General features: G+C 71.2%; 18 protein-coding genes and 7 pseudogenes. 7 read left to right on the top strand and 18 right to left on the bottom strand.

All coding sequences use genetic code 11. From position 1 onward, the window contains the following. The first annotated feature begins 303 nt into the window (after positions 1–303). Entirely contained in the window at positions 304–936 is a 633-nt protein-coding gene (locus ACZ8AI_RS22370; RefSeq protein ID WP_464859881.1) for a hypothetical protein, read from the top strand. A 25-nt stretch (positions 937–961) separates the two neighbouring features. Here the strand turns inward: ACZ8AI_RS22370 and ACZ8AI_RS22365 are convergent, their stop codons facing one another. Then, a complete protein-coding gene (locus ACZ8AI_RS22365) occupies positions 962–1858 on the bottom strand; it encodes an SDR family NAD(P)-dependent oxidoreductase (protein ID WP_464859880.1) in 897 nt (298 codons plus the stop codon). A 73-nt stretch (positions 1859–1931) separates the two neighbouring features. Here ACZ8AI_RS22365 and ACZ8AI_RS22360 point away from each other — a divergent pair, with 73 nt between their 5' ends. Next, positions 1932–2504 (top strand): TetR/AcrR family transcriptional regulator, encoded by a 573-nt coding sequence (locus ACZ8AI_RS22360; protein ID WP_464859879.1) that lies wholly within the window; start codon positions 1932–1934, stop codon positions 2502–2504. Positions 2505–2627: 123 nt separating this feature from the next. On the opposite strand, the pseudogene ACZ8AI_RS22355 reads toward ACZ8AI_RS22360, so the two are convergent. Further along, positions 2628–2795 (bottom strand): annotated as a pseudogene (locus ACZ8AI_RS22355) (DUF3761 domain-containing protein); the annotation flags it as partial. Next, positions 2734–3048, bottom strand: coding sequence for a G5 domain-containing protein (locus ACZ8AI_RS22350; RefSeq protein WP_464859924.1), 315 nt, complete (start codon positions 3046–3048; stop codon positions 2734–2736). The gene ACZ8AI_RS22350 and the pseudogene ACZ8AI_RS22355, both read right to left, overlap by 62 nt. A 648-nt stretch (positions 3049–3696) precedes the next feature. Here ACZ8AI_RS22350 and ACZ8AI_RS22345 point away from each other — a divergent pair. After that, positions 3697–4002 (top strand): hypothetical protein, encoded by a 306-nt coding sequence (locus ACZ8AI_RS22345; protein ID WP_464859878.1) that lies wholly within the window; start codon positions 3697–3699, stop codon positions 4000–4002. Further along, positions 3999–4883: an aminotransferase class I/II-fold pyridoxal phosphate-dependent enzyme gene (locus ACZ8AI_RS22340; RefSeq protein WP_464859877.1), complete on the top strand. Its 885-nt coding sequence runs from the start codon at positions 3999–4001 to the stop codon at positions 4881–4883. The genes ACZ8AI_RS22345 and ACZ8AI_RS22340 overlap by 4 nt, the downstream gene beginning before the upstream one ends. 18 nt (positions 4884–4901) lie before the next feature. Here the strand turns inward: ACZ8AI_RS22340 and nagB are convergent. Next, positions 4902–5689, bottom strand: a pseudogene (nagB, locus tag ACZ8AI_RS22335) (glucosamine-6-phosphate deaminase). Between the two features lie 61 nt (positions 5690–5750). On the opposite strand from nagB, the gene ACZ8AI_RS22330 reads away from it, so the two are divergent. Further along, positions 5751–6230 (top strand): NUDIX hydrolase, encoded by a 480-nt coding sequence (locus tag ACZ8AI_RS22330; RefSeq protein WP_464859876.1) that lies wholly within the window; start codon positions 5751–5753, stop codon positions 6228–6230. 133 nt (positions 6231–6363) lie between these two features. On the opposite strand, the pseudogene ACZ8AI_RS22325 reads toward ACZ8AI_RS22330, so the two are convergent. The 5 genes and pseudogenes from ACZ8AI_RS22325 to ACZ8AI_RS22305 all read right to left on the bottom strand — a co-directional run bounded on the left by ACZ8AI_RS22325 (position 6364) and on the right by ACZ8AI_RS22305 (position 10444). Further along, positions 6364–7435 (bottom strand): annotated as a pseudogene (locus ACZ8AI_RS22325) (ABC transporter ATP-binding protein). Then, entirely contained in the window at positions 7432–8310 is an 879-nt protein-coding gene (locus ACZ8AI_RS22320; protein WP_464859875.1) for an ABC transporter permease, read from the bottom strand. The pseudogene ACZ8AI_RS22325 and the gene ACZ8AI_RS22320 overlap by 4 nt, the downstream one beginning before the upstream one ends. Continuing rightward, positions 8307–8948 carry an ABC transporter permease gene (locus ACZ8AI_RS22315; protein WP_464859874.1) on the bottom strand — a complete coding sequence of 214 codons (642 nt, stop codon included), beginning with the start codon at positions 8946–8948 and terminating at the stop codon, positions 8307–8309. Before ACZ8AI_RS22315 ends, ACZ8AI_RS22320 begins: the two co-directional genes overlap by 4 nt. Positions 8949–9299: 351 nt before the next feature. After that, entirely contained in the window at positions 9300–9956 is a 657-nt protein-coding gene (locus tag ACZ8AI_RS22310; RefSeq protein WP_464859873.1) for an ABC transporter substrate-binding protein, read from the bottom strand. Further along, positions 9905–10444 carry a hypothetical protein gene (locus ACZ8AI_RS22305; RefSeq protein ID WP_464859872.1) on the bottom strand — a complete coding sequence of 180 codons (540 nt, stop codon included), beginning with the start codon at positions 10442–10444 and terminating at the stop codon, positions 9905–9907. The genes ACZ8AI_RS22310 and ACZ8AI_RS22305 overlap by 52 nt, the downstream gene beginning before the upstream one ends. 177 nt (positions 10445–10621) lie before the next feature. On the opposite strand from ACZ8AI_RS22305, the pseudogene ACZ8AI_RS22300 reads away from it, so the two are divergent. Continuing rightward, positions 10622–10801, top strand: a pseudogene (locus ACZ8AI_RS22300) (DUF1905 domain-containing protein); the annotation flags it as partial. Here the strand turns inward: ACZ8AI_RS22300 and ACZ8AI_RS22295 are convergent. Continuing rightward, positions 10753–10950 carry a hypothetical protein gene (locus tag ACZ8AI_RS22295; protein ID WP_464859871.1) on the bottom strand — a complete coding sequence of 66 codons (198 nt, stop codon included), beginning with the start codon at positions 10948–10950 and terminating at the stop codon, positions 10753–10755. The pseudogene ACZ8AI_RS22300 and the gene ACZ8AI_RS22295 overlap by 49 nt on opposite strands. 29 nt (positions 10951–10979) lie before the next feature. Here ACZ8AI_RS22295 and ACZ8AI_RS22290 point away from each other — a divergent pair, with 29 nt between their 5' ends. Then, a complete protein-coding gene (locus tag ACZ8AI_RS22290; protein WP_464859923.1) occupies positions 10980–11060 on the top strand; it encodes a YdeI/OmpD-associated family protein in 81 nt (26 codons plus the stop codon). Positions 11061–11179: 119 nt separating this feature from the next. Here the strand turns inward: ACZ8AI_RS22290 and ACZ8AI_RS22285 are convergent, their stop codons facing one another. The 8 genes and pseudogenes from ACZ8AI_RS22285 to ACZ8AI_RS22250 all read right to left on the bottom strand — a co-directional run bounded on the left by ACZ8AI_RS22285 (position 11180) and on the right by ACZ8AI_RS22250 (position 21506). Beyond that, entirely contained in the window at positions 11180–12043 is an 864-nt protein-coding gene (locus ACZ8AI_RS22285; protein ID WP_464859870.1) for an NAD(P)H-hydrate dehydratase, read from the bottom strand. Continuing rightward, complete coding sequence (locus tag ACZ8AI_RS22280; RefSeq protein ID WP_464859869.1) at positions 12033–12773, bottom strand: histidine phosphatase family protein; 741 nt, start codon at positions 12771–12773, stop codon at positions 12033–12035. The genes ACZ8AI_RS22285 and ACZ8AI_RS22280 overlap by 11 nt, the downstream gene beginning before the upstream one ends. Before the next feature lie 45 nt (positions 12774–12818). Continuing rightward, positions 12819–13469 (bottom strand): hypothetical protein, encoded by a 651-nt coding sequence (locus ACZ8AI_RS22275; protein WP_464859868.1) that lies wholly within the window; start codon positions 13467–13469, stop codon positions 12819–12821. A 590-nt stretch (positions 13470–14059) separates the two neighbouring features. Next, positions 14060–17183, bottom strand: a pseudogene (locus ACZ8AI_RS22270) (alpha-mannosidase). An 81-nt stretch (positions 17184–17264) separates the two neighbouring features. Next, positions 17265–18165: pseudogene (locus ACZ8AI_RS22265) on the bottom strand (carbohydrate ABC transporter permease). Beyond that, positions 18165–19114, bottom strand: a pseudogene (locus ACZ8AI_RS22260) (carbohydrate ABC transporter permease). Before ACZ8AI_RS22260 ends, ACZ8AI_RS22265 begins: the two co-directional pseudogenes overlap by 1 nt. Before the next feature lie 102 nt (positions 19115–19216). Continuing rightward, positions 19217–20575, bottom strand: a complete 1359-nt coding sequence (locus ACZ8AI_RS22255; RefSeq protein ID WP_071292146.1) for an extracellular solute-binding protein — start codon at positions 20573–20575, stop codon at positions 19217–19219. A 289-nt stretch (positions 20576–20864) separates the two neighbouring features. Further along, a complete protein-coding gene (locus ACZ8AI_RS22250) occupies positions 20865–21506 on the bottom strand; it encodes a PhzF family phenazine biosynthesis protein (protein WP_464859867.1) in 642 nt (213 codons plus the stop codon). Between the last annotated feature and the right edge of the window lie 194 nt (positions 21507–21700).

Here is a 21700-nt window from a genome sequence, read left to right as displayed (position 1 = left end):
GCACTCATACGACCAGCGGGTCAGAGCAGAGAGGTACCCCCAGAACGGGAACGATCGTTCTCTGGACAGACACCCCGCACGGCGCACGGCTTCTCGGCGTCGGGCGTCTCGATCAGGGCGTACTGTTCGCAACATCCAGCCCGGACCCCGCTGACGTCGGGACGGGTCGGCACCGCACGGGTTCGTGGCCCGCCTCGAGCTCGCTCACTCGTGGCCGCAGACGCCGATGCCGGCCGCGGTCCTCGCCACCCGACCCGATCACGGCGATCCGGGTCGGCCGCTCGGCTCCACCAAGGACCGGCCATGCACCACACGCTCGTCACATCACACGCGCTCGACACCACCGCGGTGCTCATCATCGTGGCGGCGGCGACCAGCGGCTGCACCATGCCAGCGACCGAGGACACGCTCGCGACGCCGGAGTCCTCCGGCGCCGGACCACCGACGGCCGCGTCGACGGCCCCGTCCGCGTCGTCGGCCCCGTCCGCGTCGACGGCCCCGTCCGCGTCGTCGGACTCGTCCGCCGAGCCGCGCCCCACCCCGGGAGACCCCGCTCGGCCGCGAAGCCCCGGAGCGGCCGTCCTCGAGGGCGCCTGGCGCACGGAGCTCTCCCGCCAGGACCTCGGCTTCGCCCCCCTCCGGCCGTGCCACACCGCCGCGGAACCGGAGCGGCCTCAGCGAGGCGCCCGAGTGGCGCGTGCTCGTCTTCCACGGATCGCGTCTCACCGTGCTCGGCGGCACGGGAGTGGACCCGACCAGCATCGAGGAGATGACGTTCCGCGTGCGCGGTGCGGTCCTCACGATCCAGTCGGAGGGCGCGTCTTCCGCGTCCGCTGGACGGTCTCCCTGGACGGGTTGGTCCTCACGCCGACGGCGGACGGCCCGGTGCCCCCGGCGGTGCTCGTCCTGCACACCTTCGCCCGCGTCCTCGACTGACCGCGGCCGGACGAGGTACGCCGGGTCAGGCTCCGGCGCGCGCCGCGACCTGGTCCACGAAGGCCCGGACGCGAGCGCGGAACGCCGGGTCCGCCGCCGCGCCCCGCACCGGCACGACGTGCAGCCGCCGGTCACCACGACGGAGTGCCGGTCCGACGAACACTCCCTCGGTGACGTCCGGTGCGGTCGCCGACCAGAGCGTCGAACGAGCGCCGTCCGTGGCGGTCCGGGACAGGCTGCGGGCGACCATGCCGCCGAGGCGCTGCGTCAGCGTCTCCGCCTGGCCGTTCATCCCCGTCGCCGCGATGCCGGGGTGCGCGATGACCGACCGGATGTCCGAACCGGCAGCACGGAGTCGTTCCCCGAGGTCGACGCTCAGCGCTGCAGCCGCGGTCTTCGAGTCCGTGTACACACCGAACTGCGAGTAGTCGGCCGGGCTGTCCACCCCTCCGGGGCCGGGCACACGGCGGGTGCGCTGCGACAGGTTCGAGCCGACGAGCACGATGCGCGGGGACGACCCGCCGAGCATCAGGAGCACCGCCTCGGCGAGCACGGCCGGCCCGACGACGTTCGTCGCCCAGGTGCGCTCGATGCCCTCGTCGGTGCGCCCGAACGTGCCGAGGGTCGCGCCGGCGTTGTTGACGAGGGCGTCCACGACGATGCCGTCCTCGGCGAGCTGCCGGGCGAACGCCGTGACGGACGCGACGGACGAGGTGTCGACGAGCCGCGCCTCCAGGTCGAGACCTGCGGGGAGGACGCGAGCCGCCTTGTCGAGGTCGCGCACACCGGCGACGACGCGCGCGCCGGCCGACGCGAGGGTCGTGGCGACGACGAGGCCGAGCCCACCGGTCGCGCCGGTGACCACGACGGTCCGGCCCTGCTGGTCGGGCATCGCTGCCGGTTCCCACTCGAAGCTGTCCATCGTCGCCTCCTGCTCGTTCGCCGTATTCGGATGATTCATCCGGAACGCTAGCACAAGCGGATAGAGTGTCCACATGACGATCGCGATGGCCCGACCCGAGGCGCTGCGCTCCGATGCCCAGCGCAACCGGACGGCGCTGCTCGACGTCGCACGCGCCTTCGTCGATCGGGGCGAACCGGCCCTGCTCAACGCCGTCGCGCACGAGGCCGGCGTGGGGGTCGGGACCGCCTACCGGCACTTCCCGAGCCAGCAGCACCTGCTCGAGGCGCTCGCGATCGACGCGCTCGAGGACATGCTCGACCAGGTCCGCGACGCCGTCGTGCTGCCGGAGGCGGCCGATGCGCTCCGCGGGGTCGTCACGGCCGCGTTCCGGAGCATGGTGGACGACGCAGCGCTCGGCGACCTGCTGACGAACGGCGGGTTCTCCTGCGCCGACACCGCCGCCCTTGCCGGCGACCTGGTCGTGTCCGTCGACGGGCTGCTCGCACGGGGCCGCGCGGAGGGGATCGTCCGGGCCGACGTCGACGCCGACGACCTCCGCCGACTGCTGTGCGGCCTGCGCGAGGCCGCCGTCGCGGGCGGCACCCGGGTCGACGATCCCGAGCGCTACGTCGAGATCCTGCTCGCCGGGCTCCGTCCGGCCTGACGACCGGCACTGCCGCGAACCGGCGACCACTGTCAGGATGGTGCGGTCGAACGTGCGGTCGTCCGGACTCGACCTCAGGGATCAGGGCTCAGGGCTCAGAGCTCAGAGCTCAGAGCTCAGAGCTCAGAGCCAGGCGGCCACGCCTCCGTGCCGTGAGCACGTCCCGCTGCGCGACTGGCTGAAACTGTAGGTACCGTCGCCGCACTTGGCAGTAGCACCGCTCGGAGCACTATCCGACACTTCGGGGCGACAGACCGTGTTGCCCGCGCTGTTGACGTACGTGCCGTTCGTGCAGGTGGACTGCGCAGGAGCGGGCGGGGGGTGCGACGTACGTGCCCACGGAGGTCACCTGGGCGGTCGGCGGCGTCGTGACCGTGTCGCTCACGAGGGTGCGGCCGGTCTCCACACCGTCCGTCGTGGTGATTCGCCAGGTCTTTGTCTGGACGCCCGTGCGGCCCGGAGTCGTCACGACCGACGTCCCCCTGGCACGGGTTGCGTCCTGGACGGTCTGTGATGCAAAGGGCACGGAGACTGTCTCGGTCACCGTCTTCGTCACGACCACCGGGGTGGGCGTCGGCGTTGGCGTCGCTGTCCGGGTCGGGCTCGCGGTCGGCGTGCTCGGCGACGAGGGCGTGCGGCCGGCTCGACGGCGTGCTCGTCGACGCGTGGGTGGCGGCTGCCACGACGGGCTCCGACAGCGTCGGGTGCGTCGCACCGAACGCCGAGCCGGAACCGATCATCACGACGAGCGCGACACCTGCGCCGATCGCTGCCGAGGACCGCTTCCGCGGAAGCCGGAGCCACGTCGTCCGCCGGAAGACAGCACCGTAGACGGCGGTCAGGAGAACGACCAGCGAGACCAGCATCACCGTTCCCCAGAAGCCGTTTGATGCGAGCCCGATGAGCACGAGGAGCGCAGTCGCGATGATGCCGACCCACGTTCCGACCGGGATACGCCGCCGTGGTCGGGTGTCGGACGACTGGGGTGGCTGAACGGACAACGGCGCTCCTTCGGGTCGAGAACTGCGTCAGTCTGCGACGCAGTCCTCTCGGCGCCCAACCCCCTGTTCACGGGGGAGCACCCGATCAAGGCGGTGTCCACGGGCCCAGCGGCGTCAGGAGTCCGAGGAATTCGCGTTCTACGGCTCGTACTTTTCCGCGCGCACCGGACAACGGCTGCGAGGATGGGCGCATGAGCGTCATGGTCTCCCTCTTCGATGCACGCCGCACCCGCACCAGCGAGAAGTACACGGCCTACCCGCCGGACGTGCTGCCGATGTTCGTCGCCGAGATGGACAGCATGCTCGCCGAGCCCGTGCGGGAGGCCCTCGTGGCGGCCGTGACGAACGGGGACACCGGGTACGTCGGCCACGGCCGCGCCCTGCCCGAGGCGTTCGTCGACTTCGCCGAGAGCCGCTGGTCGTGGCGCGTCGACCCCGACCTCGTCCGGACCACCACCGACGTGTCGGTCGCCGCGGTCGAGACGCCCGCCGGGTGATCGAGCCGGGCGACCAGGTCGTCATCATGCCGCCGGTGTACCCGCCGTTCTGGGAGTACGTGACCGAGGCCGGCGGCTCCGTGACCGAGGTGCCGCTGCTGCCGCCGTCCGGGCCGGTCGACCCGTTCGACACGACGGCCGGGTGGCGGATGGACCTCGACGGCCTCCGCCGCGCGTTCGCCGAGGGCGCCCGGACCGTGCTGCTCTGCAACCCGCACAACCCCCTCGGGCTGGTGCACGACCGGCAGTCCCTCGCGGCGCTGGCGACGCTCGCCGCCGAGTGGGACGCCGTGGTCGTCTCGGACGAGATCCACGCGCCGCTCGTGCACGCCGACGCGACCTTCACGCCGTTCCTCGACTCCTGCCCCGAGGCCGCGTCGCTCGGGGTCGCGCCGACGAGTGCGAGCAAGGCGTGGAACCTCGCCGGCACGAAGTGTGCGCTGATGATCGGCGCCTCGGACCGCGCGCGGGCGTGGTTCGACGGGATGCCGACCGAGGTCGTCGAGCGCACCGGGATCCTCGGCTACACCGCGAGCATCGCCGCGTTCAGCGAGGGCGGTCCGTGGTTGGCGTCGCTCCTCACCGAGCTCGCCGCGAACCGGCGCACGCTCGCCGAACGCCTCGGCGACGTCCTGCCCGGCACCGGCTACCGGCAGCCGCAGGCGTCGTACCTGGCGTGGCTCGACCTGCGCGCGCTGCCGTGGGGCGACGACCCCGCGGCACTGCTGGTCGACGAGGCGAAGGTGGCGCTCGGCAGCGGACCGGACTTCGGACGGCAGGGTGCCGGGTTCGCGCGACTGAACTTCGGGTGCTCGGCGGAGACCCTCGAGGAAGGACTCAGCCGCCCGCACGCCGCGTGGTCGCAGCGGGCAGACGGCTGATCGGTCCGGCTGGCGGGACTACTCGAACAGCTGCCAGGCCGGCTTGTTCGCGTACGTGTAGCGGTAGTAGTCGGCGAGCTGCAGGCCGGCGGCGGCTTCCTCGTCGACGACGACGGTCGCGTGCTCGTGCAGGCTGCAGGGCGGACCCGGGGACGAACGAGCTGAGCGGCCCCTCGACCGCGGCGGCCACGGCGGCGGCCTTCGACGGACCCTGCGCCACGAGGACGAGCTCGCGGGCGTCGAGGATCGTGCCGAGGCCCTGCGTCGCGCAGTGCGTCGGCACCTGGTCGAGCGAGTCGAAGAAGCGCGCGTTCGCCTCGCGCGTGGACGGCGCGAGGGTCTTGATGCGCGTGCGGGAGGCGAACGAGGACGTCGGCTCGTTGAACCCGATGTGCCCGTTGGCGCCGATGCCGAGGATCTGCACGTCGACCCCGCCGGCGGCACGGATCGCGGCGTCGTACTCCTTCGCGGCGAACTCGAGGTCGTCGGCACGGCCGTCCGGCACGCGCACACGCGACGGGTCGAACCCGAGCGGTGCGATGACGTCGCGGGCGATGACGCTGGCGTAGGACTCGGGGTGCTCGAGCGGGATGCCGACGTACTCGTCGAGGGCGAACGCGCGGGCCTCGGCGAACGAGATCTCCCCCGCGTCGACACGACGCTGCAGGTCGGCGTAGATGCCCTGCGGGCTGGACCCGGTGGGCGACTCCGATGACGGCGGACGGCTTCTTCGCGACGACGGAGGCGATCTTGGCCGCGGCGACGCGACCGACCTCAGCCGGCGTGGGCAGGATGATGATCTCCACGCCACCACCCTACTGGTCATGACCAGTCCGCGACAGGGCCGGGTGTGGGTAGCGTGGCGGCATGCCCACGCCCGACTTCGTCCTGTCCCTGCGTTCGAAGATCGGGACCGATCCGCTCTGGCTGACGGGGGTCACCGCCGTGGTCACCCGCGGGACCGGGGCCGACCGTGAACTGCTCGTGGTGCGTCGGGCCGACAACGCCGCGTTCACGCCCGTGACCGGGATCGTGGACCCCGGCGAGGAACCCGCGGTCGCCGCCGAACGCGAGGTCCTCGAGGAAGCCGACGTCGTCGCCGTCACCGAGCGCCTGGCGTGGGTGCAGGTGCTGCCGGAGATGACGTACCCGAACGGCGACCGGGCGCAGTACCTCGACCTCGTGTTCGCCTGCCGGTACGTGTCCGGCGATCCGTTCCCGGCCGACGGCGAGAACACCGAGGCGTTCTGGGCGCCCCTCGACGCGCTGCCCGAGATGCCGGCGAACATGCTCGCCCGCGTCGAGGCAGCCCTGTCCGACGAGCCCGCGGCGCGCTTCCAGCGCTGACCCCACCGGTCTGGAGGCGCGGTGCCAGGCCGCCACGGGCCTCCCGTCCGCGTCCCCTGACGTTTCGGGCACAGCGACAGTCCACGCATCTGGTCGCGCGTGAACTGTCGCTCAGCGCGAAACCTCGTCGCGGCTACGTGAGCGGGGCGACCGCGACGGGCGCGCCGAGCAGGCGGACGGCGACGGCGTCGCCGGCCGCGCGGCGGTCGCCGACCTCGTGCTGGACGGTCACGACCGTGTCGTCGTCGAGCCGGACCGTGGTGCGGCGGATCGACCCGAGGAAGCTCGACGAGACGACGGTGCCGGTGACGCCCTCCGCGGCGAAGGCGACGTCCTCCGGGCGGACGTAGGCGAGCACCGGTCCGTCGGGCACGGCGCCGTCGAGGGCGGGCACGCGGAACCCGTACACGAAGACGTCGTCACCGCGCAGGTCTCCGCGCAGCCGGTTCGACTGGCCGACGAAGTCCGCGGTGAACGCCGAGGACGGGGAGCGGTAGAGCTCCTCGGGCGTGCCGATCTGCTCGATGTCGCCCGCGTTCATCACGGCGATGCGGTCCGAGACGGCGAGCGCTTCCTCTTGGTCGTGGGTGACGAACACGGTCGTGATGCCGAGGTCGCTCTGGATGCGCCGGATCTCGTCGCGGAGGGACACCCGCACCTTGGCGTCGAGCGCGGACAGCGGTTCGTCGAGCAGGAGCACCCGGGGGCGGGTGACGAGTGCGCGGGCGAGGGCGACGCGCTGCTGCTGGCCTCCCGAGAGCTGGTGCGGGTAGCGGTCGGCGAAGTCGGCGAGGTGCACCATGTCGAGCGCGTCGATCACGGCGTTCCCGACGCGCGGCCGCCGGGACCTTGCGCATCTCCAGCCCGAACGCGACGTTCTGCCGCACCGTCATGTGCGGGAACAGCGAGTACTGCTGGAACACCATGCCGATGTCGCGCTTGTCCACCGGGGTGGCGGCGACGTCCTGACCGTCGATGCGGATGGCGCCGGCGTCGATCGCCTCGAGGCCGGCGAGCGCCCGGAGCGCCGTGGTCTTCCCACAGCCGGAGGGGCCGAGGAGCGACACGAACTCGCCGGGTTCGATGCGGAGGGACAGGCCGGCGAGGGCACGGTGGGCGCCGTAGTGCTTCTCGACGGCGTCGAGCTCGACGGTCGCGCCGGTGCTGGACAGCGACGACGGGGCGGCGGGGGCGGTGATGGTCATGCGGGGTCCTTCGGGGTGCGCGGGCGGCGGCGTCCGATCCGGCCGATGACGACGAGCAGCACGAAGCCGAACACGAGCGCACCGAGCGAGAAGATCGCGGCGACGTACGGGTCGGTCTGCTGCACGAGCACGAGTGCCGTCTGGAACGTCGTGCGGGAGAGGAACGAGGCGAGGGTGTACTCGCCGAGGACGACCGTGATGGTGAGGAAGCACGCGGCGGTGATCCCCCGGCGGAGGTTCGGCAGCAGCACGCGCCACGTCACCGTCCACCACGAGGCGCCGAGCGAGCGCGCTGCCTCGGTCAGCACGGCCATGTCCATCGCGGTGATGGCGGCAGCGATCGGCCGGAACGCGAACGGCAACGAGATGATGCCGATCGCGAAGGCCAGCGTCCACGCCCCCGAGCCGAAGACCTGCGCGACGACCTGGTACACGGGGATGAACCCCACGACCAGCACGACGACGGGGACGGTGATCGGCACGATGCACACGAACTCGAGGAAGCGGCGGAGGCGCGGGTACCGGAGCGCGGTGATGATCTGCGCGGGCAGGAGGACGAACAGCACGATCGCCACCGTGATGAGCGCGATGAGGAGCGAGGCGCCGAGGCCGTCGAACACCGGCTGGTACGTCGCCGCGTTGACCGGGTCCGCCAGCGCGCTGTAGTGCGCGAGCGTCAGGCCACCGTCGGTTCCCTGACGGAAGGTGAACTGCGCGAGGGCGACGAGGGGGACGGCGAACACGAGACCGATCACGATCAGGACGATCGCGGCGGTGACCCGCGACGGGGCCGCGCCGAAGCGGGGGACGCGAGTCGCGCCTCCAGGCCGTGCCGACGTGGTGCGCACCGGACGCGAGCCGGCGGCCGCGCTCATCGCTGCCACCTGGCGGCCCGGCGCTGCAGCAGCGAGTACCCGGCCATGACGACCGCCATCACGACGACCATGCCGAAGGCGAGCACGCCCGCGACGTTCTGCAGGCCGATGATCGTCTCGCTCGTGAGTTGCGTGCGGATCGTGAGCGGCACGATGCCGCCCTGGGAGATGAGCGCCGCGGCGGTCGCGAACGACGAGAAGCCGTTCGCGAAGAGCAGGAGCAGCGAGCCCCAGAAGGCGGGTGCCAGCACGGGGAGACCGATGCGGCGCCAGTACGTCAGGCGGGACGCACCGAGGGTGGCGGCGGCCTCGCCCCACTGGGTCTTCACGCCCTCGAGGGCGGGCATGAACGTCAGGACCATCAGCGGCACCTGGAAGTAGACGTAGGGGATGACGAGCCCGGGCACCGTGTAGAGGAAGGCACCGTTCGCGTTGAGGTCGACGTGGAAGGCCGAGACGAGCCACGTGGTGACGAGTCCCTGCGCGCCGATCGTCGCGATGAACGCGAACGCGAGCATGACGCCGCCGAACTGGGCGAGGACGCTCGCGGCGGAGTCGATCATCGACCGGACGATGCCGTCGGGGCGCAGGGCGGCGAGCGCCCAGCAGGCGACCGCTCCGATGACGGCACCGATCACGGCGGAGACGGCGGACAGCGCGAAGGAGCCGCCGAACGCGCGGAGGACCGACGGGTCGGCGAACGCCGCGAGGTTCGCGAACGTGAATCGTCCTGATCCGTCGAAGAAGCCGCTGCCGACCGCGATGACCGCGGGGACGGCGAGGAAGAGCAGGACGTACGCGGCGAACGGGGTGAGACCGAGCCACGCGACGCCGCCGCGGCGCCGGACACGGGGTCCGGCGACGCGGCGGGCGGTGGCATCGGCGGCCGCGGCGCTGGTGGCGGCAGGCCCCGCGGTGCGGGGGTCCCGCCGTCGCCGTCGCAGGTGCTGCGCCGGGCGCGGCCGGTGCCGATGCGGTGGTCATGCTGGTCAGGACCCCATCGTGGCGGACCACTTGGCCGACAGCACCTTGGCCGCGGCCGCGACCTGCTCGTCGGTCAGCTCGACGTAGTCCTTCGGCGCGCCACCGGCGGCGTCGAGGGCGTCCTGGTCCACCTTGCCGGACTTCTCCAGCGCCGTGAGGGTCGACGGGAAGGCGCCGGCCTGCAAGTACAGGTTCTGCACCTCGGGGCTGGCGATGTACTCCTGCCAGAGGCGCGCGGCCGCGGGGTGCGGTGCGTCCTTGCTGATCGCCTGCGAGTAGTACGAGCCGAGCGCCTGCCCCTTCGGGACGACGGTCTTCCAGTGCTTGTTGCCGGACGCACCGGCTGCCGGACCCCACGCGAGGTTGTTGTACGACCACTGGACGACGACGGGGGTCTCGCCCGAGGCGACCGTCGCCTGCGTCGGCAGCACGTTCTGGAAGTTGCCGGCCTGCTTCAGCTTGCCGAAGTAGTCGACACCCTTCGTGATGTCGTCGGCCGAGCCGCCGTTCTCGAGCGCGGCGAGGTACACGGCGGACGCGGCCTGGTTCGCCTGCGTCGGGTCGCCGGCGATGGAGACCTTGCCCTTGTACTCGGAGCCGAGCAGGTCCTTCAGGTCCTTCGGCGCGTCCGAGATCTTCGAGGAGTCGTACCCGATCGACATGAGGCCGGTGTAGTCGCGGGTCCACGCGCCTTCTCGTCCTTCAGCGTGTCCGGGATGTCCGACCAGTTCGCGACCTTGTAGTCGGTCAGCAGGTCGAGGTTCTCCTGCAGGACCGCGTTGCCGAGGTCGAGCACGTCCGGAGCCGTCGACTGGCCCTTCTGCGACTTCACCGCGGCGACCTCGTCGGCGCTCGAGCCGTTCGGGTTCGCGGAGTTGACCTTGACGCCGTACTTCTTGGTGAAGCCGTCGATGATCTTGCCGTAGTTCGCCCACGACGGCGGCAGGGCGATGACGTTGAGCTGTCCCTCGGCCTTAGCGGCCTTGACGAGGGCGTCCATGCCACCGGCCGACTCGGCGCTGGTGGCGGTCTTCCAGTCGGTTTCGCCGTCGGAGCCGGCGGTGGCCGAGCTCGTCGCCGAGCATCCGGCGAGGGTGACGATCGCTGCGGCGGCCAGGGCGAGGCCGGCCAGGGTGCGCTTGTGCTGCACGGGGTGTGCCTTTCGGGTGCTTCGGGTGCTGCGGGAATTCGGCCCGGGGTTCGGGTTCTGGATGATCGTGGACGCGCCCGGTTTCCGGCCCGTGCTGCGGTGGTGAACGGTGACGGAACAGCGGGTGCGGCTGTACGGTTTGCTCGGTTCTGGTTTCGCTCGGCTCTGGAGGCGCGGATGCGGTTCACGACGACGGTCCTGCAAGCACGGAAGACGGCTACCGGCCTGCCGGTCCCGCCCGCCGTCATCGAGGCGCTCGGTTCCGGGAAGCGCCCGTCCGTGGTGGTCACGATCAACCGCGGGTACACCTACCGGTCCACCGTCGGCGTGATGAACGAGCAGTTCCTCGTGCCGCTCTCCGCCGAGCACCGTGCCGCCGCCGGGGTGGCCGCCGGGGACTCCGTCGAGGTCACGCTCGAGATCGATGCGCTGCCGCGGGTGGTCGACGTGCCGGACGACCTCGACGCGGCGCTGACCGCGGCGGGCGTGCGGGCGGCGTTCGACACGCTGTCCGGGCTCACGGCAGCGGGCGCTCGTGGACCCCGTGGAGCAGGCGAAGGCGCCGGAGACTCGGGCCCGGCGCATCGAGAAGGCCGTGGAGGCGCTGCGCGGGTAGGTCCGGCGGGGTCTGGCGGGGTGGGTGCGTTGTGGTTTCGGGCGTACTTGGTCGAATCGGGCGTACCCGGTCGGAAGTTCCTGGTGAGTACGCCCGATTCGACCAGGTACTCCGGTCGCTCAGGCCCCGAGTTCGACGAGGACCCTCGGGATCTCGGTCACGAGTTCGCTCGCCAGGTACCCGAGCGGCCCGACCTGCACCGCCAGTCGATCGCCGGCCGCCGCGTGGACGTACGACGCCCAGGCCACGGCTTGCGCCGGCTCGGCACCGCGGGCCAGCAAGCCGGTGACCGCGCCCGAGAGGACATCACCGCTCCCACTGGTCCCGAGGCCCCCGGAACCGGTGCCCTTGAGCCATGCCCGACCCCGTGGCGTCGCGATGGCGTCGCCGAGGGCCACGACCGCACCGAACCGCTGCGCGATCGCCATCGCGTCGGCCAGGGTGTCGTCGCCGCACTCCCGTCCGAGCAGCCGTTCGGCCTCGCCGCTGTTCGGGGTCATCACCAGCCGGTCGCGCAGCGGCTCCAAGCGGTCTCGGACGTCAGCGGCCACGCCGAGCGCGAAGGCGTCGAGCACCACGGTCGTCTGCGGACCGACCACGTCGGCGAGCCCGGCCACGAGGTCGCGCGTGCCGTCCGGCTCGTCCAGCCCGGGCCCGACGAGCACGGCATCGGCACTCGACGCCGAGTCCGCGATCCCCTCGAGCGCGCCGACGGCGACGTGGCCGTCCTGGTCCTCGTCGAGGGGTTCGACGCCGGACTCCGGCAGGGCGACGGCGACCTCCCTGGCCACGCTCCGTCCGACGGCCAGGGTCGGACGGCCAGCTCCGACCCGGAGTGCGGCGGAGGCCGAGAGCATCGCGGCGCCGGGCGTCCGCGCTGCCCCGCCGATGACGAGCACCTGCCCGCGTCCGTACTTGCCGGCGCCGACCTCGGGGAGCGACCAGTCGCGGAGGAAGTTCGGGGTGATGGCGTCAGCGGGCATGTTCGTCGTCCTTCCGGCCGGTGTGTTCGGTGACCTCGTCGTCGTCCAGGTGTCCGACGGCGGAGAACTCCTCGAGCGTCCACGGGGCGCCGACGCCGTCGCGGCGCAGTCGGGTGAGCGACGCGTTCGCCACGAGGTGGGTCCGCGCGAACTCCATCAGCGCCGGTTCGTCGAGGTCCAGGCACACGGCGACCGTCATCGTGACGACGGCGTCGTGCGCCGCGATGACCACGCGCTCCGCACCGTCGAGCCGGTCCACGTCGACGAGCACCGAGCGGAGCCGCAGCATGACGTCCGCCCACGACTCTCCGCCCGCGGGCCGGTGGTAGTACTTGCCGAGCCACTGCCGGCGGCGTTCCTCGTCCGGGTACCGGTTGCGGACGCCCTGCAGCGTGAGGAGGTCGAGGACGCCGAGCTCACGGTCGCGGAGTCGCTCGTCGACCCGCCGCTCCGGTTCGTCGAGGCCACCAGCGTCGAGCGCGATCTCGATCGTCTGCTGCGCCCGGAGGTAGGGCGAGACCCACAGTGCGACGGGCACGTCGTCGACACCGCGGTCGGCGAGCTCCTGACCGAGCGACCGCGACTGTTCAACCCCCAGCGGGCTGAGCGGGACGTCGGCATCTCGGTATTCGACGTCGATGAGGTCTGCACCCGCCGCTTCGGCTCGGGCCGCTGCGACGTTCGCGACCGATTCGCCGTGACGGACGAGCCAGATCTCCTGCACTGCCATGCCGCCACGCTAACCACGCTGGGCTGTACCGGCTCACCGACGTCCTCACGATGCTGCGGGACGGGCGCTCCGCAGTGGCCGGGCAACGCAGGGCAGACCGGCAGCACGGAGCCGGAACGCCAGGGTCTCGAGATCCCACAGGTCGCGCCACTCGAGCCGGACGACCACCCGCACGCCGGGCACCGTCAACAGCCCGGCGTGCCGTCGCTTCTCCTCGAGGAAGACCTCGGTGGGGCTCCGACCCCGCAGGTACCGCTCTTGCGTGTACTTCGCCCGGCCGTCGATCTCGACGACGACCCCCTCGTCCGGGAACCAGAAGTCGACGACGGCACGCCGACCACCGACGACGAACTCCTGCTGCAGGACCGGGACGGGCAGTCCGAGCTCTCGGAACACCACCCGGGCGAGCGACTCCGCCGGCGAGCCCGAGCGCCCGTCCGCCGACTCGAGGACCTGGGCGGCGATCGCACGTCCTCGAGCGCCGGGATGGATCGCCCGCCGGAGGGCGCGGGCGCTGATGCCCTGACGGAGCGCGGCGTCGGCGGCGACCACCCCGGCGCGCAGGTCACCCTGCATCGCGATGTCGACCACGGTCCGGGCGACGGCGGTGACGGTGATGCCGCCGACCTGGACGCGTTCGGCAGCGGACACCGGTCGGGTGTGCAGGACGAGCTCCGCGTTCCCGGCGCGGTACATCGACTGGGGCACCGTCGCGTGCACCGGGACGTCCCAGCCGCCGAGCGCAGGGAGGCCGAGCACTTGCCGCAGCGGACTGGTGCGACGCCGTGGCACGTGTGCCGAGTCGTCCGAGCCGCGCGTACACACGGGTGACGTAACGCTGACGTGGTCCGGCCGCGTCCCACGCCGCGCCCTCGACGAAGGCGTTCGGTCCGGCCCGGACGAGGCGACCGGGGCCGTGGAGTCGGGTGCGGCGGCGCAGGGTGGTGGCATCGAGTCCGGTCTCGCGCATGGCCGATGACCGGAGGATGGGAAGCGGTTCGTTCATGCCCGCGACGATGCCCGCCCGGCCACGCGCGCACGGGCCCGGCGACGGAAACTGTGGACGCGCCTCCAGGCAGTACGCCATGTGGAGGACGGACGTTCCTTCCCATAACGGACGCGATGGAAAGTGGAATCGGGCGTACCCGGTCGGAACTTCCGACCAGGTACGCCCGTTTTCGGTGACTACGCCCGAAACCACCCGCCCAGCCCCGCGCAACACGGCGCCGGACGGAACGCACCCGTGTCCCGTCCGGCGCCGCGGTCTCCCCGGCGGGCCCGCTGCCTCAGGCCCGTCGTACCCGCAGTGTCACGATCTCGAAGGGTCGGAGCGTGAGCACGACCGGCTCCCCGACTCCCACTGATCGCCGAGCGGGCGTTCCAGCAGGTCGACCGCCGCCACCGAGGCGACGTCGAACCCGAAGTCGACCCCGACGTCCGACGCGCGGCCGCCCGAGGGCCTCGTAGAGCCGCACGACGACGTCGCCGGAGCGGTCCTCGGCGAGCTTCACGGCCTCGACGAACACCTGCGGCGACGACACCACGACGAGCGGCTCCACCGTGGTCGCGCCGGCCACCGAGCGCACCGGCAGGTTGAGCCGGTACCGGAGTCGGCAGCGTCCAGCACCGAGGAACCGACGCGCAGCACGGTCTGGAACACGTGGTGTCCCTGGTCCGCCGACGGGTCGGGGAACGTCGGTGCGCGCAGCAGCGACTCACGGACGAGCGTCGTGGTGCCGCCGTCCGGACGGGTCGAACGGGTGATGTCGTGCCCGTACGTCGGAGTCGTTCGCGACGGCGACCCCGAAGCCGGGCTCCGCGACGTGCACCCAGCGGTGAGCCGACGTCTCGAACCGGGCCATGTCCCACGAGGTGTTCTGGTGCGTCGGCCGGTCGATGTGCCCGAACTGGATCTCGCTCGAGGCCGAGGCCGCACGCACGTCGAGCGGGAACGCCAGCTTGAGGAGCTTCTGCTTCTCGTGCCACTCGACCTCGGTCTCGATGGTCAGCTCCGGCTGCCCGGCGACCGCCGAGTACCGCGTGGTGATCGACGACGACCCGAACGGCCGGGTCCGACGAGCTGGTCACCGGACACCTCGACCGACGACGCGTCGAGCACGGTGCCGCTGCGCTGGTACGCGCGGTCGATGTCCCACGCCTCCCACTGGTTGGGGGTGTCGCGGAACACGGTGTACTGCGCGGCGACGGCGCCGGGCGCGACGGCGTCGCGTCCGGTCGCGTGGTCGACGAGGGACACGACGTGCCCACCCGCGTCGATGGTCGCGGTGACGACGCCGGTGTCGAAGACGAAGCGGTCGCCGTTCCGGACGGGAGGCACGGGTCGCGTCGCGTCGACCGGCGCACCACCCAGCCCGGTCACGCCGTTTGCCGAGACCGGGGACGCGTTGAACCGCACGACCGTGCCGACGGTGGCGCTGCCGCCGACGGTGCTGCCGCTGCCGGATGCGTCGGACGGGGCGTCGAGCAGCGCACTCCCACCACCGGCGACGGACGTCGAGGACGCCCCGACCCCGGCGAGCGCCGCGGCCCCGCCGTTCGCGAGCGCGCTGGTGGCGTTGCCGATCAGCCCCTCGAGCACCCCGGCGACGCGGGCGTAGTTCTCCTCGGCGTTCTCGTAGACCCAGGCGATCGAGGAGCCCGGTAGGATGTCGTGGAACTGCTGCAGGAGGACGGTGTGCCAGACCTCCTCGAGTTCCTCGTACGGGTAGTCGAGCCCGAGCCGCACGGCAGCCGTGGCCGCCCACAGTTCGGCCTCGCGCAGCAGGTGCTCGGAGCGCCGGTTGCCCTGCTTCGTGCGGATCTGCGACGTGTAGGTGCCGCGGTGGAACTCGAGGTACATCTCCCCGACCACACGGCGGGTGTCGGGAGCGCTGCCTCGAGCTCCTCGAACACCTCGGCCGGGGTGCCGAGGTCGACCCGCGGCGAGCCGTCGAGGTCGTGCTGGCGTCGGGCCGCGGCGACCATCTCGCGGGTGGGCCCGCCGCCGCCGTCGCCGAAGCCGTACAGGAGCATCGAGGTGTTCGCGACACCGCGCTCCTTGTTGCCCCGTTCGCCGCGGTGCAGGTCGGCGGGTGAGACGTCCGAGTTGTAGGTGTCCGCCGGGGGCAGGTGGGTGAGCACCCGCGAGCCGTCGATGCCCTCCCAGTGGAACGAGGTGTGCGGGATGACGTTCGTCTCGTTCCACGACGGCTTCTGCGTGACGAACCACTTCGAGCCGGCGGCGCGGACGATCTGCGGCAGGGCGCCGGTGTAGCCGAACGAGTCGGGCAGCCAGGCTTCCGGGGCGTCGATGCCGAACTCCTCGAGGAACAGGCGCTTGCCGGCGACGAACTGCCGTGCGAGTGCCTCGCCGCCGGGCAGGTTCGTGTCGGACTCGACCCACATGCCGCCGACCGGGATCCACCGTCCCTCGGCGACGCGCTCCTTGATCCGTGCCCAGATCGACGGGTAGCCGTCACGTATCCAGGCGTACTGCTGCGCGGACGAGCACGCGAACGTGAAGTCGGGGTCGCGGTCCATCAGGTCGAGCACGTTCGAGAACGTGCGGGCGCACTTGCGGATCGTCTCGCGGACCGGCCAGAGCCAGGCGGAGTCGATGTGGGCGTGGCCGACGGCGACGGCGCGGTGGGCGGCGGCGCTGGCGGGGACGGCGAGCACCGGGGCGAGGACCGCGCGGGCGTCGGCAGCGGTGCCGGCGACGTCGTCGGGGTCCACGGCGTCGGCCGCTCGCTCCAGCGCGCGGAGGATGTCCGCGCCCCGGGTGCCGTCGGTGGGCAGTTCGGCCGCTCAGGCCGCGCAGGACCCAGAAGTCCTGCTGGAGCTCCCACACGGTGTCGTCGCGCTCGACGAGCTCGAGCCGGTGCACCTCGTAGATCGGCTTCGAGCCGGCGGTGGAACGCGACCCGAGCGGCGTCGCGCCCTGGAACCCGTCGCCGCCGATGTCCGGGTTGGCCGCGGCCTCGACGTAGAGCTCGAACGACTCACCCGGACCGACCTCGAGCGGCACGGTGTCGTTCTTCGGTTCGATGCCCTTGATGGTCGAGCCGTCCGGACGCCAGGCGAGACCCTCCGCCTGGAACCCGGGTGCCGCTTGGTGAACCCGAGGTCGACCAGGAGCTCGGTGGTGGTGCCGGGAGCGGTCCCGAAGTCCGACGGCACGGTGCCGCGGATCCGGAACCACGTGGTGCCCCACGGCCGGCCACCCCAGGACGACCCGACCTCGAACGGCTCGTACGCGGCGTCCACCGCGACCGCGAACGGGACCGGTTCGTCCGGCACGGTCCAGGCCGCGATCTCGACGGGCGCGGACCTGCGGTGGACCGCGGGGTCGATGCGGTCCCGGACGAGTCGGGCGATCCGGGCTTCGACGAGTGGTTCGTCGTGGTGCATGGAGGTGGTTCCTTTCCAGCGGGACGGTCAGTGAGGACGGTCAGCGGGGACGGTCGGCGGGACGGTCAGCGTGTCCGGGCGTCAACCCTTGATGCCACCGGCGAGGGCGTTGCCGCCGCCGAGGCCCCGGGACACGAGGACGTAGAGGGCGATGACCGGCACGGAGTACACGATCGAGAACGCGGCGAGCTGCCCGTAGGCCACCGCCCCGTTCTGCCCGAAGAAGTTGAAGATGCTCACCGCGGCGGGCACCTTGTCGGGCGAGAGCAGCAGGACGAACGGGACGAAGAAGTTCCCCCACGCCTGGATGAACACGAAGATGAACACGACGGCGATGCCCGGGCGCATGAGCGGGATGACGATCCGCCACAGCGTGGTGAACATCGACGCGCCGTCGGTCCAGGCCGCTTCCTCGAGGGAGATCGGCACCGAGTCCATGAAGTTCTTCGCCATCCAGATCGCCATCGGCAGGCTCGTCGCGGCGAGGAAGAAGATGCAGCCGTAGATGTTGTCGATGAGGTTGAGCGAGACGAACAGCGCGTAGACCGGCACCATCATCGCCGTGATCGGCAGACCGGTGCCGAACAGGATGCTGTAGAGGAACGGCTTGTTGACGCGCATCTTGTAGCGGGACAACGGGTACGCGGCGAGGATCGCGACGACCACCGTCACGATCGCGGTACCACCGGACAGCAGCAGGCTGTTGCCGAGCGGGTATGAACGACAGCTCCGGGGTGAGCACCTTCGCGAAGTTGTCGAGCGTGAACTGCGACGGCAGCTTCACCGACAGCGAGGCCTGGGCGTCGAGCGAGGCGAACACCAGCCAGAGCAGCGGCACCGCGAAGCAGACCGCGATGACGAGCAGCACGACGTTCGCCACCCACCGCATGGTCCGGCCGCGCGGCGAGGTCATGTGGAGCGACCCGGGAGCGGTGACCGAGCGGGTCGTGGTCGGGTCGAGGGACGGGGCTGTGATGGCCATCAGTCCACCTCCGGCTTGAGCGCGCGGATGTAGATGATCGAGAAGACCGCCCCCACCACGAGCAGGATGGTCGCGATCGCCGTCCCGAATCCGAGCTGCGAGAACTTGAACGCCTCCTGGTAGGCCAGGATCGGCAGGGTCGACGAGTTCGTGCCCGGCCCACCCCGGTCATCACGAAGATGAGGGTGAACACCGACAGCGTCTGCAGCGTCGTCAGCATGAGGTTCGTCGAGATGCTCCGGCGGATGACGGGCAGCGTGATGTACACGAGCCGCTGCCAGCCGGTGGCGCCGTCGACCTCGGCGGACTCGGTGATCTCCTCGGGGACCTCCTGCACGGCGGCCGAGTAGACGAGCATCGAGAACGCGGTGCCGCGCCAGATGTTCGCCAGGATGATCGCGAGCATCGGGTACGTGTAGAGCCAGTTCGGCCCGCTGATCCCGATCGACTTGAGGAACTCGTTGAGCGTGCCCTCGTCGTTGAAGAAGGCGTAGGCCGCGAACGAGGCGACGATCTCCGGCAGGACCCACGCGGCGACGACGAAGGTGCCGACGATCGAGCGGACGACCTTGTTCGCGGAGCGCATGAGCAGCGCGAGGCCGAGCCCGAGCACGTTCTGCCCGACCACTGCGGAGGCGAGCAGGAACACGATCGTCAGGATGACCGACTTCGGGAAGTCCGGGTCCTGGACGAGCTCGACGTAGTTCTTCAGGCCGACGAACTGCTGGTCCGCAGCGCCGGCGCCGGTCAGGGCGGAGTTGGTGAACGACCCGTAGAACGACGAGATGACGGGGCCGAGCAGGAAGATGACGAGGAGGACGAGGGCGGGGAGGAGCGGGACCGCTCGACCCACGTTCCGCAGCGGCTTCCGCTTGCGCGGAACCGGCGGGTCGGTGCGCTTCGGCGCACCGGGCGCCGACAGCGTCGGCGCGAGGGGGGTGGTGGACAAGGTGGTTGCCTTCCGGGTGCTCCAGGGGGTTCCGAGGTGGGGTGGACGGACGGGAGGCGCGTGACGGCGCCGCCACGCGCCTCCAGTCCGTCACTGGTTCCGTCAGTTCGCGGAGACCGTGTTCTTCTTGCCGACCGTCTGGACGACGGCGGTGTCGTAGGCCGCAGCTGCCTGCTTCGGTGTCTGCTGCCCGGTCATCACCGCCTCCATCGCGACCTGGATGGCGTTCGAGACCTGCGAGTAGTCACTCGTCGCCGGGCGGAAGTTCGTGTGTTCCACGAGCCCGGAGAAGAACTTGAACGTCGGGTTGGCGTCCGTGTAGGCGGGGTCCTCGGCGACGTCCTTCCGGACGGCGATCTGGCTGTTCTCGGTGTCGTACTTCAGCGAACCGTCCTTGTCGAGGAAGTTCGTGATGAAGTCGAACGCCGCCTGCGGGTTCTTCGAGTTCTTGCCCACCGCGAGGGTCCAGCCACCGGACATCGAGTTGTAGCCCGGGTCCTGACCGTTCTGCGTCGGCATCGGTGCCTGGCCCATCACGTCGTTCCACTCCGGCCACGGAGCGGTGCCGGACTTCAGCCAGGTACCGGACTGCCACGAGCCGTCGAGATCGATCGCGAGCTTGCCCTGCGGCAGCCACGTCTGGGCGATGGTCGTGCCGACGTTCGTGTCGAGCGCCTGCTGCGGTGTCGGGCCGAGGCCGCCCTGGTAGACGTCCTTCACGAACTTGAGCGAGTCCTCGAACTGCTTCGAGCCGGTGACCCACTTCTTGTCCTTGTAGAGCGTGTTGCCGGAGCCGTCCGCGCCGTACAGCAGCATCTCGAAGCCCTGCATGGTCGAGGCCTCACCCTGCGCCTTGCCGGAGTAGATGTTGAACGGGATGACGTCCGGCTGCTTCTCCTTGATGGTCTTCGCCGCCGCGAGCACGTCGTCCCACGTCTTCGGCTGCCACGGGACCGGCAGGCCGGCCTTCTGGAAGATGTCCTTGTTGTACCAGAGCGCACGGGTGTCGGTGCCCATCGGGACGCCGTAGGTCTTGCCGTCGACGCCCTCGCCCGCCTGCTTGGCGTTGTCGTAGAACTGGTCCCAGTCCTTCCACTTCGCCGTGTACTTGTCGAGCGGCAGCAGGTACCCGGCCTGGGCGTCCGCCTTCACGAGGAAGGTGTCCTCGTACATGACGTCCGGCGCGGTGGCGGGCGCCTTGTTCATCAGCGCGAGCTTCGTGTAGTAGTCGTTGCCCTGCGCCTGGATCGGGACGAGGGTGACCTTCTTGCCCGGGTTGTCCTTCTCGTACTCCTTCTTGACGACCTTCATCTGGGCGTCGAGCTGCTGGAAGGCGCCGAACTTCTGGTACGCGATCTTGATGGTGTCACTCGAGGCGGACCCCGAGCTCGAGCAGCCTGCCAGACCGACCGCGGCGACGGCCACGGCTGCGAGTCCGGCGATGATGCGGGTGCGTTTCATCGGTGCTCCTTTGCACGGGTGACGACCGCGGGCTCCATCGCCCGCGCGCACAGTTAGTCCACCGTATTGACTTAATGGTGTCAAGGGTTTTCCGTGTCGGTACGGTCACGGTTCGGGTACCGGTCGTTCCGGGCGTGCCTGGTGTTTCCGGGCGTGCTCGGTGTTTCCGGGCGTGCTCGGTGTTTCCGGGCGTAGCGACACGAATCGGGCGTACTCGGTCAGAAGTTCTGACCAGGTACGCCCGATTCGACCTCCCATCGCAGACGTGATGGGAAGGAACGTCCGTGCGTCAGCGGACCGGGGTCGCACTCCCCGTCACCGTGATGCCTCCCGACGCCGGCACGTCGACCAGCAGGATGCTCGGCCGCCCGACGTGCCGCCCCTGCCGGATCACCACACGATCGCCGGGCTCGACGGCCCCGACCTCGCGCAGGTACGCCCCCGTGGACGCCGCAGCCGAACCGGTCGCCGGGTCCTCGGTGATGCGGCCGGCCGGGAACAGGTTGCGCGCCTCGTACTCGAGCGCCGCCGTCCGGTGCAGCACCGTGACGGTGCCGAACCAGCCGGCCTCGGCCTTGAGCGCGGCGAGGGGCGCCGGTGCGAAGCGGAACTGGTGGAACAGCTCCTCGTCACGGAGCACGATCACCGGGTGCCAGTTCCCCGCGAAGGACTCGAGCACGGGGAACCCCTCGGCGACGTCGTCGAGGGAGAGCCCGAGCAGTGCGAACAGCCGGTCGCGGACCTCCGGGTCGATCGGCCGCGTCGCCGGCTCGACGCTCGTCATCGCGACCTGCACCCCGCCGTCCGGACCGCTCGTGGCGTCGAGGGCCACCTCGCCCGCAGCGGTGGTGAAGACCCGGCGGCCGAGGCCGTCCCGCTCCGCGAGCACCACGGCGGCGGTGGCGATCGTCGCGTGCCCGCAGAACGGCACCTCGGCCGCGGGCGAGAAGTAGCGGACGCGGGGGCCGTGGGCGTCTCCCCGACCACGAACGCGGTCTCGGGGTAGGCCACCTGTCGGGCGATGTCGAGCATCTCGTCGTCGGCGAGCCCCGCGGCGTCGAGCACGATGCCGGCCGGGTTCCCTCCCCCGGGCTCGGAGGCGAACGCGGTGTACCGGAGGATCTC

The sequence above is a fragment of the Curtobacterium sp. AC273 genome (assembly GCF_979253735.1).
This window is presented reverse-complemented; position numbering and strand designations above follow the sequence as displayed.

Bases quoted from the DNA above. Each gene is read 5' to 3' on its own strand.
- ACZ8AI_RS22255 (WP_071292146.1), bottom strand. From the start codon at position 20,575: ATGAAACGCACCCGCATCATCGCCGGACTCGCAGCCGTGGCCGTCGCC.
- ACZ8AI_RS22320 (WP_464859875.1), bottom strand. From the start codon at position 8,310: ATGAGCGCGGCCGCCGGCTCGCGTCCGGTGCGCACCACGTCGGCACGG.
- ACZ8AI_RS22330 (WP_464859876.1), top strand. From the start codon at position 5,751: ATGCCCACGCCCGACTTCGTCCTGTCCCTGCGTTCGAAGATCGGGACC.
- ACZ8AI_RS22360 (WP_464859879.1), top strand. From the start codon at position 1,932: ATGACGATCGCGATGGCCCGACCCGAGGCGCTGCGCTCCGATGCCCAG.
- ACZ8AI_RS22345 (WP_464859878.1), top strand. From the start codon at position 3,697: ATGAGCGTCATGGTCTCCCTCTTCGATGCACGCCGCACCCGCACCAGC.
- ACZ8AI_RS22285 (WP_464859870.1), bottom strand. From the start codon at position 12,043: ATGCCCGCTGACGCCATCACCCCGAACTTCCTCCGCGACTGGTCGCTC.
- ACZ8AI_RS22310 (WP_464859873.1), bottom strand. From the start codon at position 9,956: ATGTCGATCGGGTACGACTCCTCGAAGATCTCGGACGCGCCGAAGGAC.
- ACZ8AI_RS22275 (WP_464859868.1), bottom strand. From the start codon at position 13,469: ATGTACCGCGCCGGGAACGCGGAGCTCGTCCTGCACACCCGACCGGTG.
- ACZ8AI_RS22280 (WP_464859869.1), bottom strand. From the start codon at position 12,773: ATGGCAGTGCAGGAGATCTGGCTCGTCCGTCACGGCGAATCGGTCGCG.
- ACZ8AI_RS22370 (WP_464859881.1), top strand. From the start codon at position 304: ATGCACCACACGCTCGTCACATCACACGCGCTCGACACCACCGCGGTG.
- ACZ8AI_RS22365 (WP_464859880.1), bottom strand. From the start codon at position 1,858: ATGGACAGCTTCGAGTGGGAACCGGCAGCGATGCCCGACCAGCAGGGC.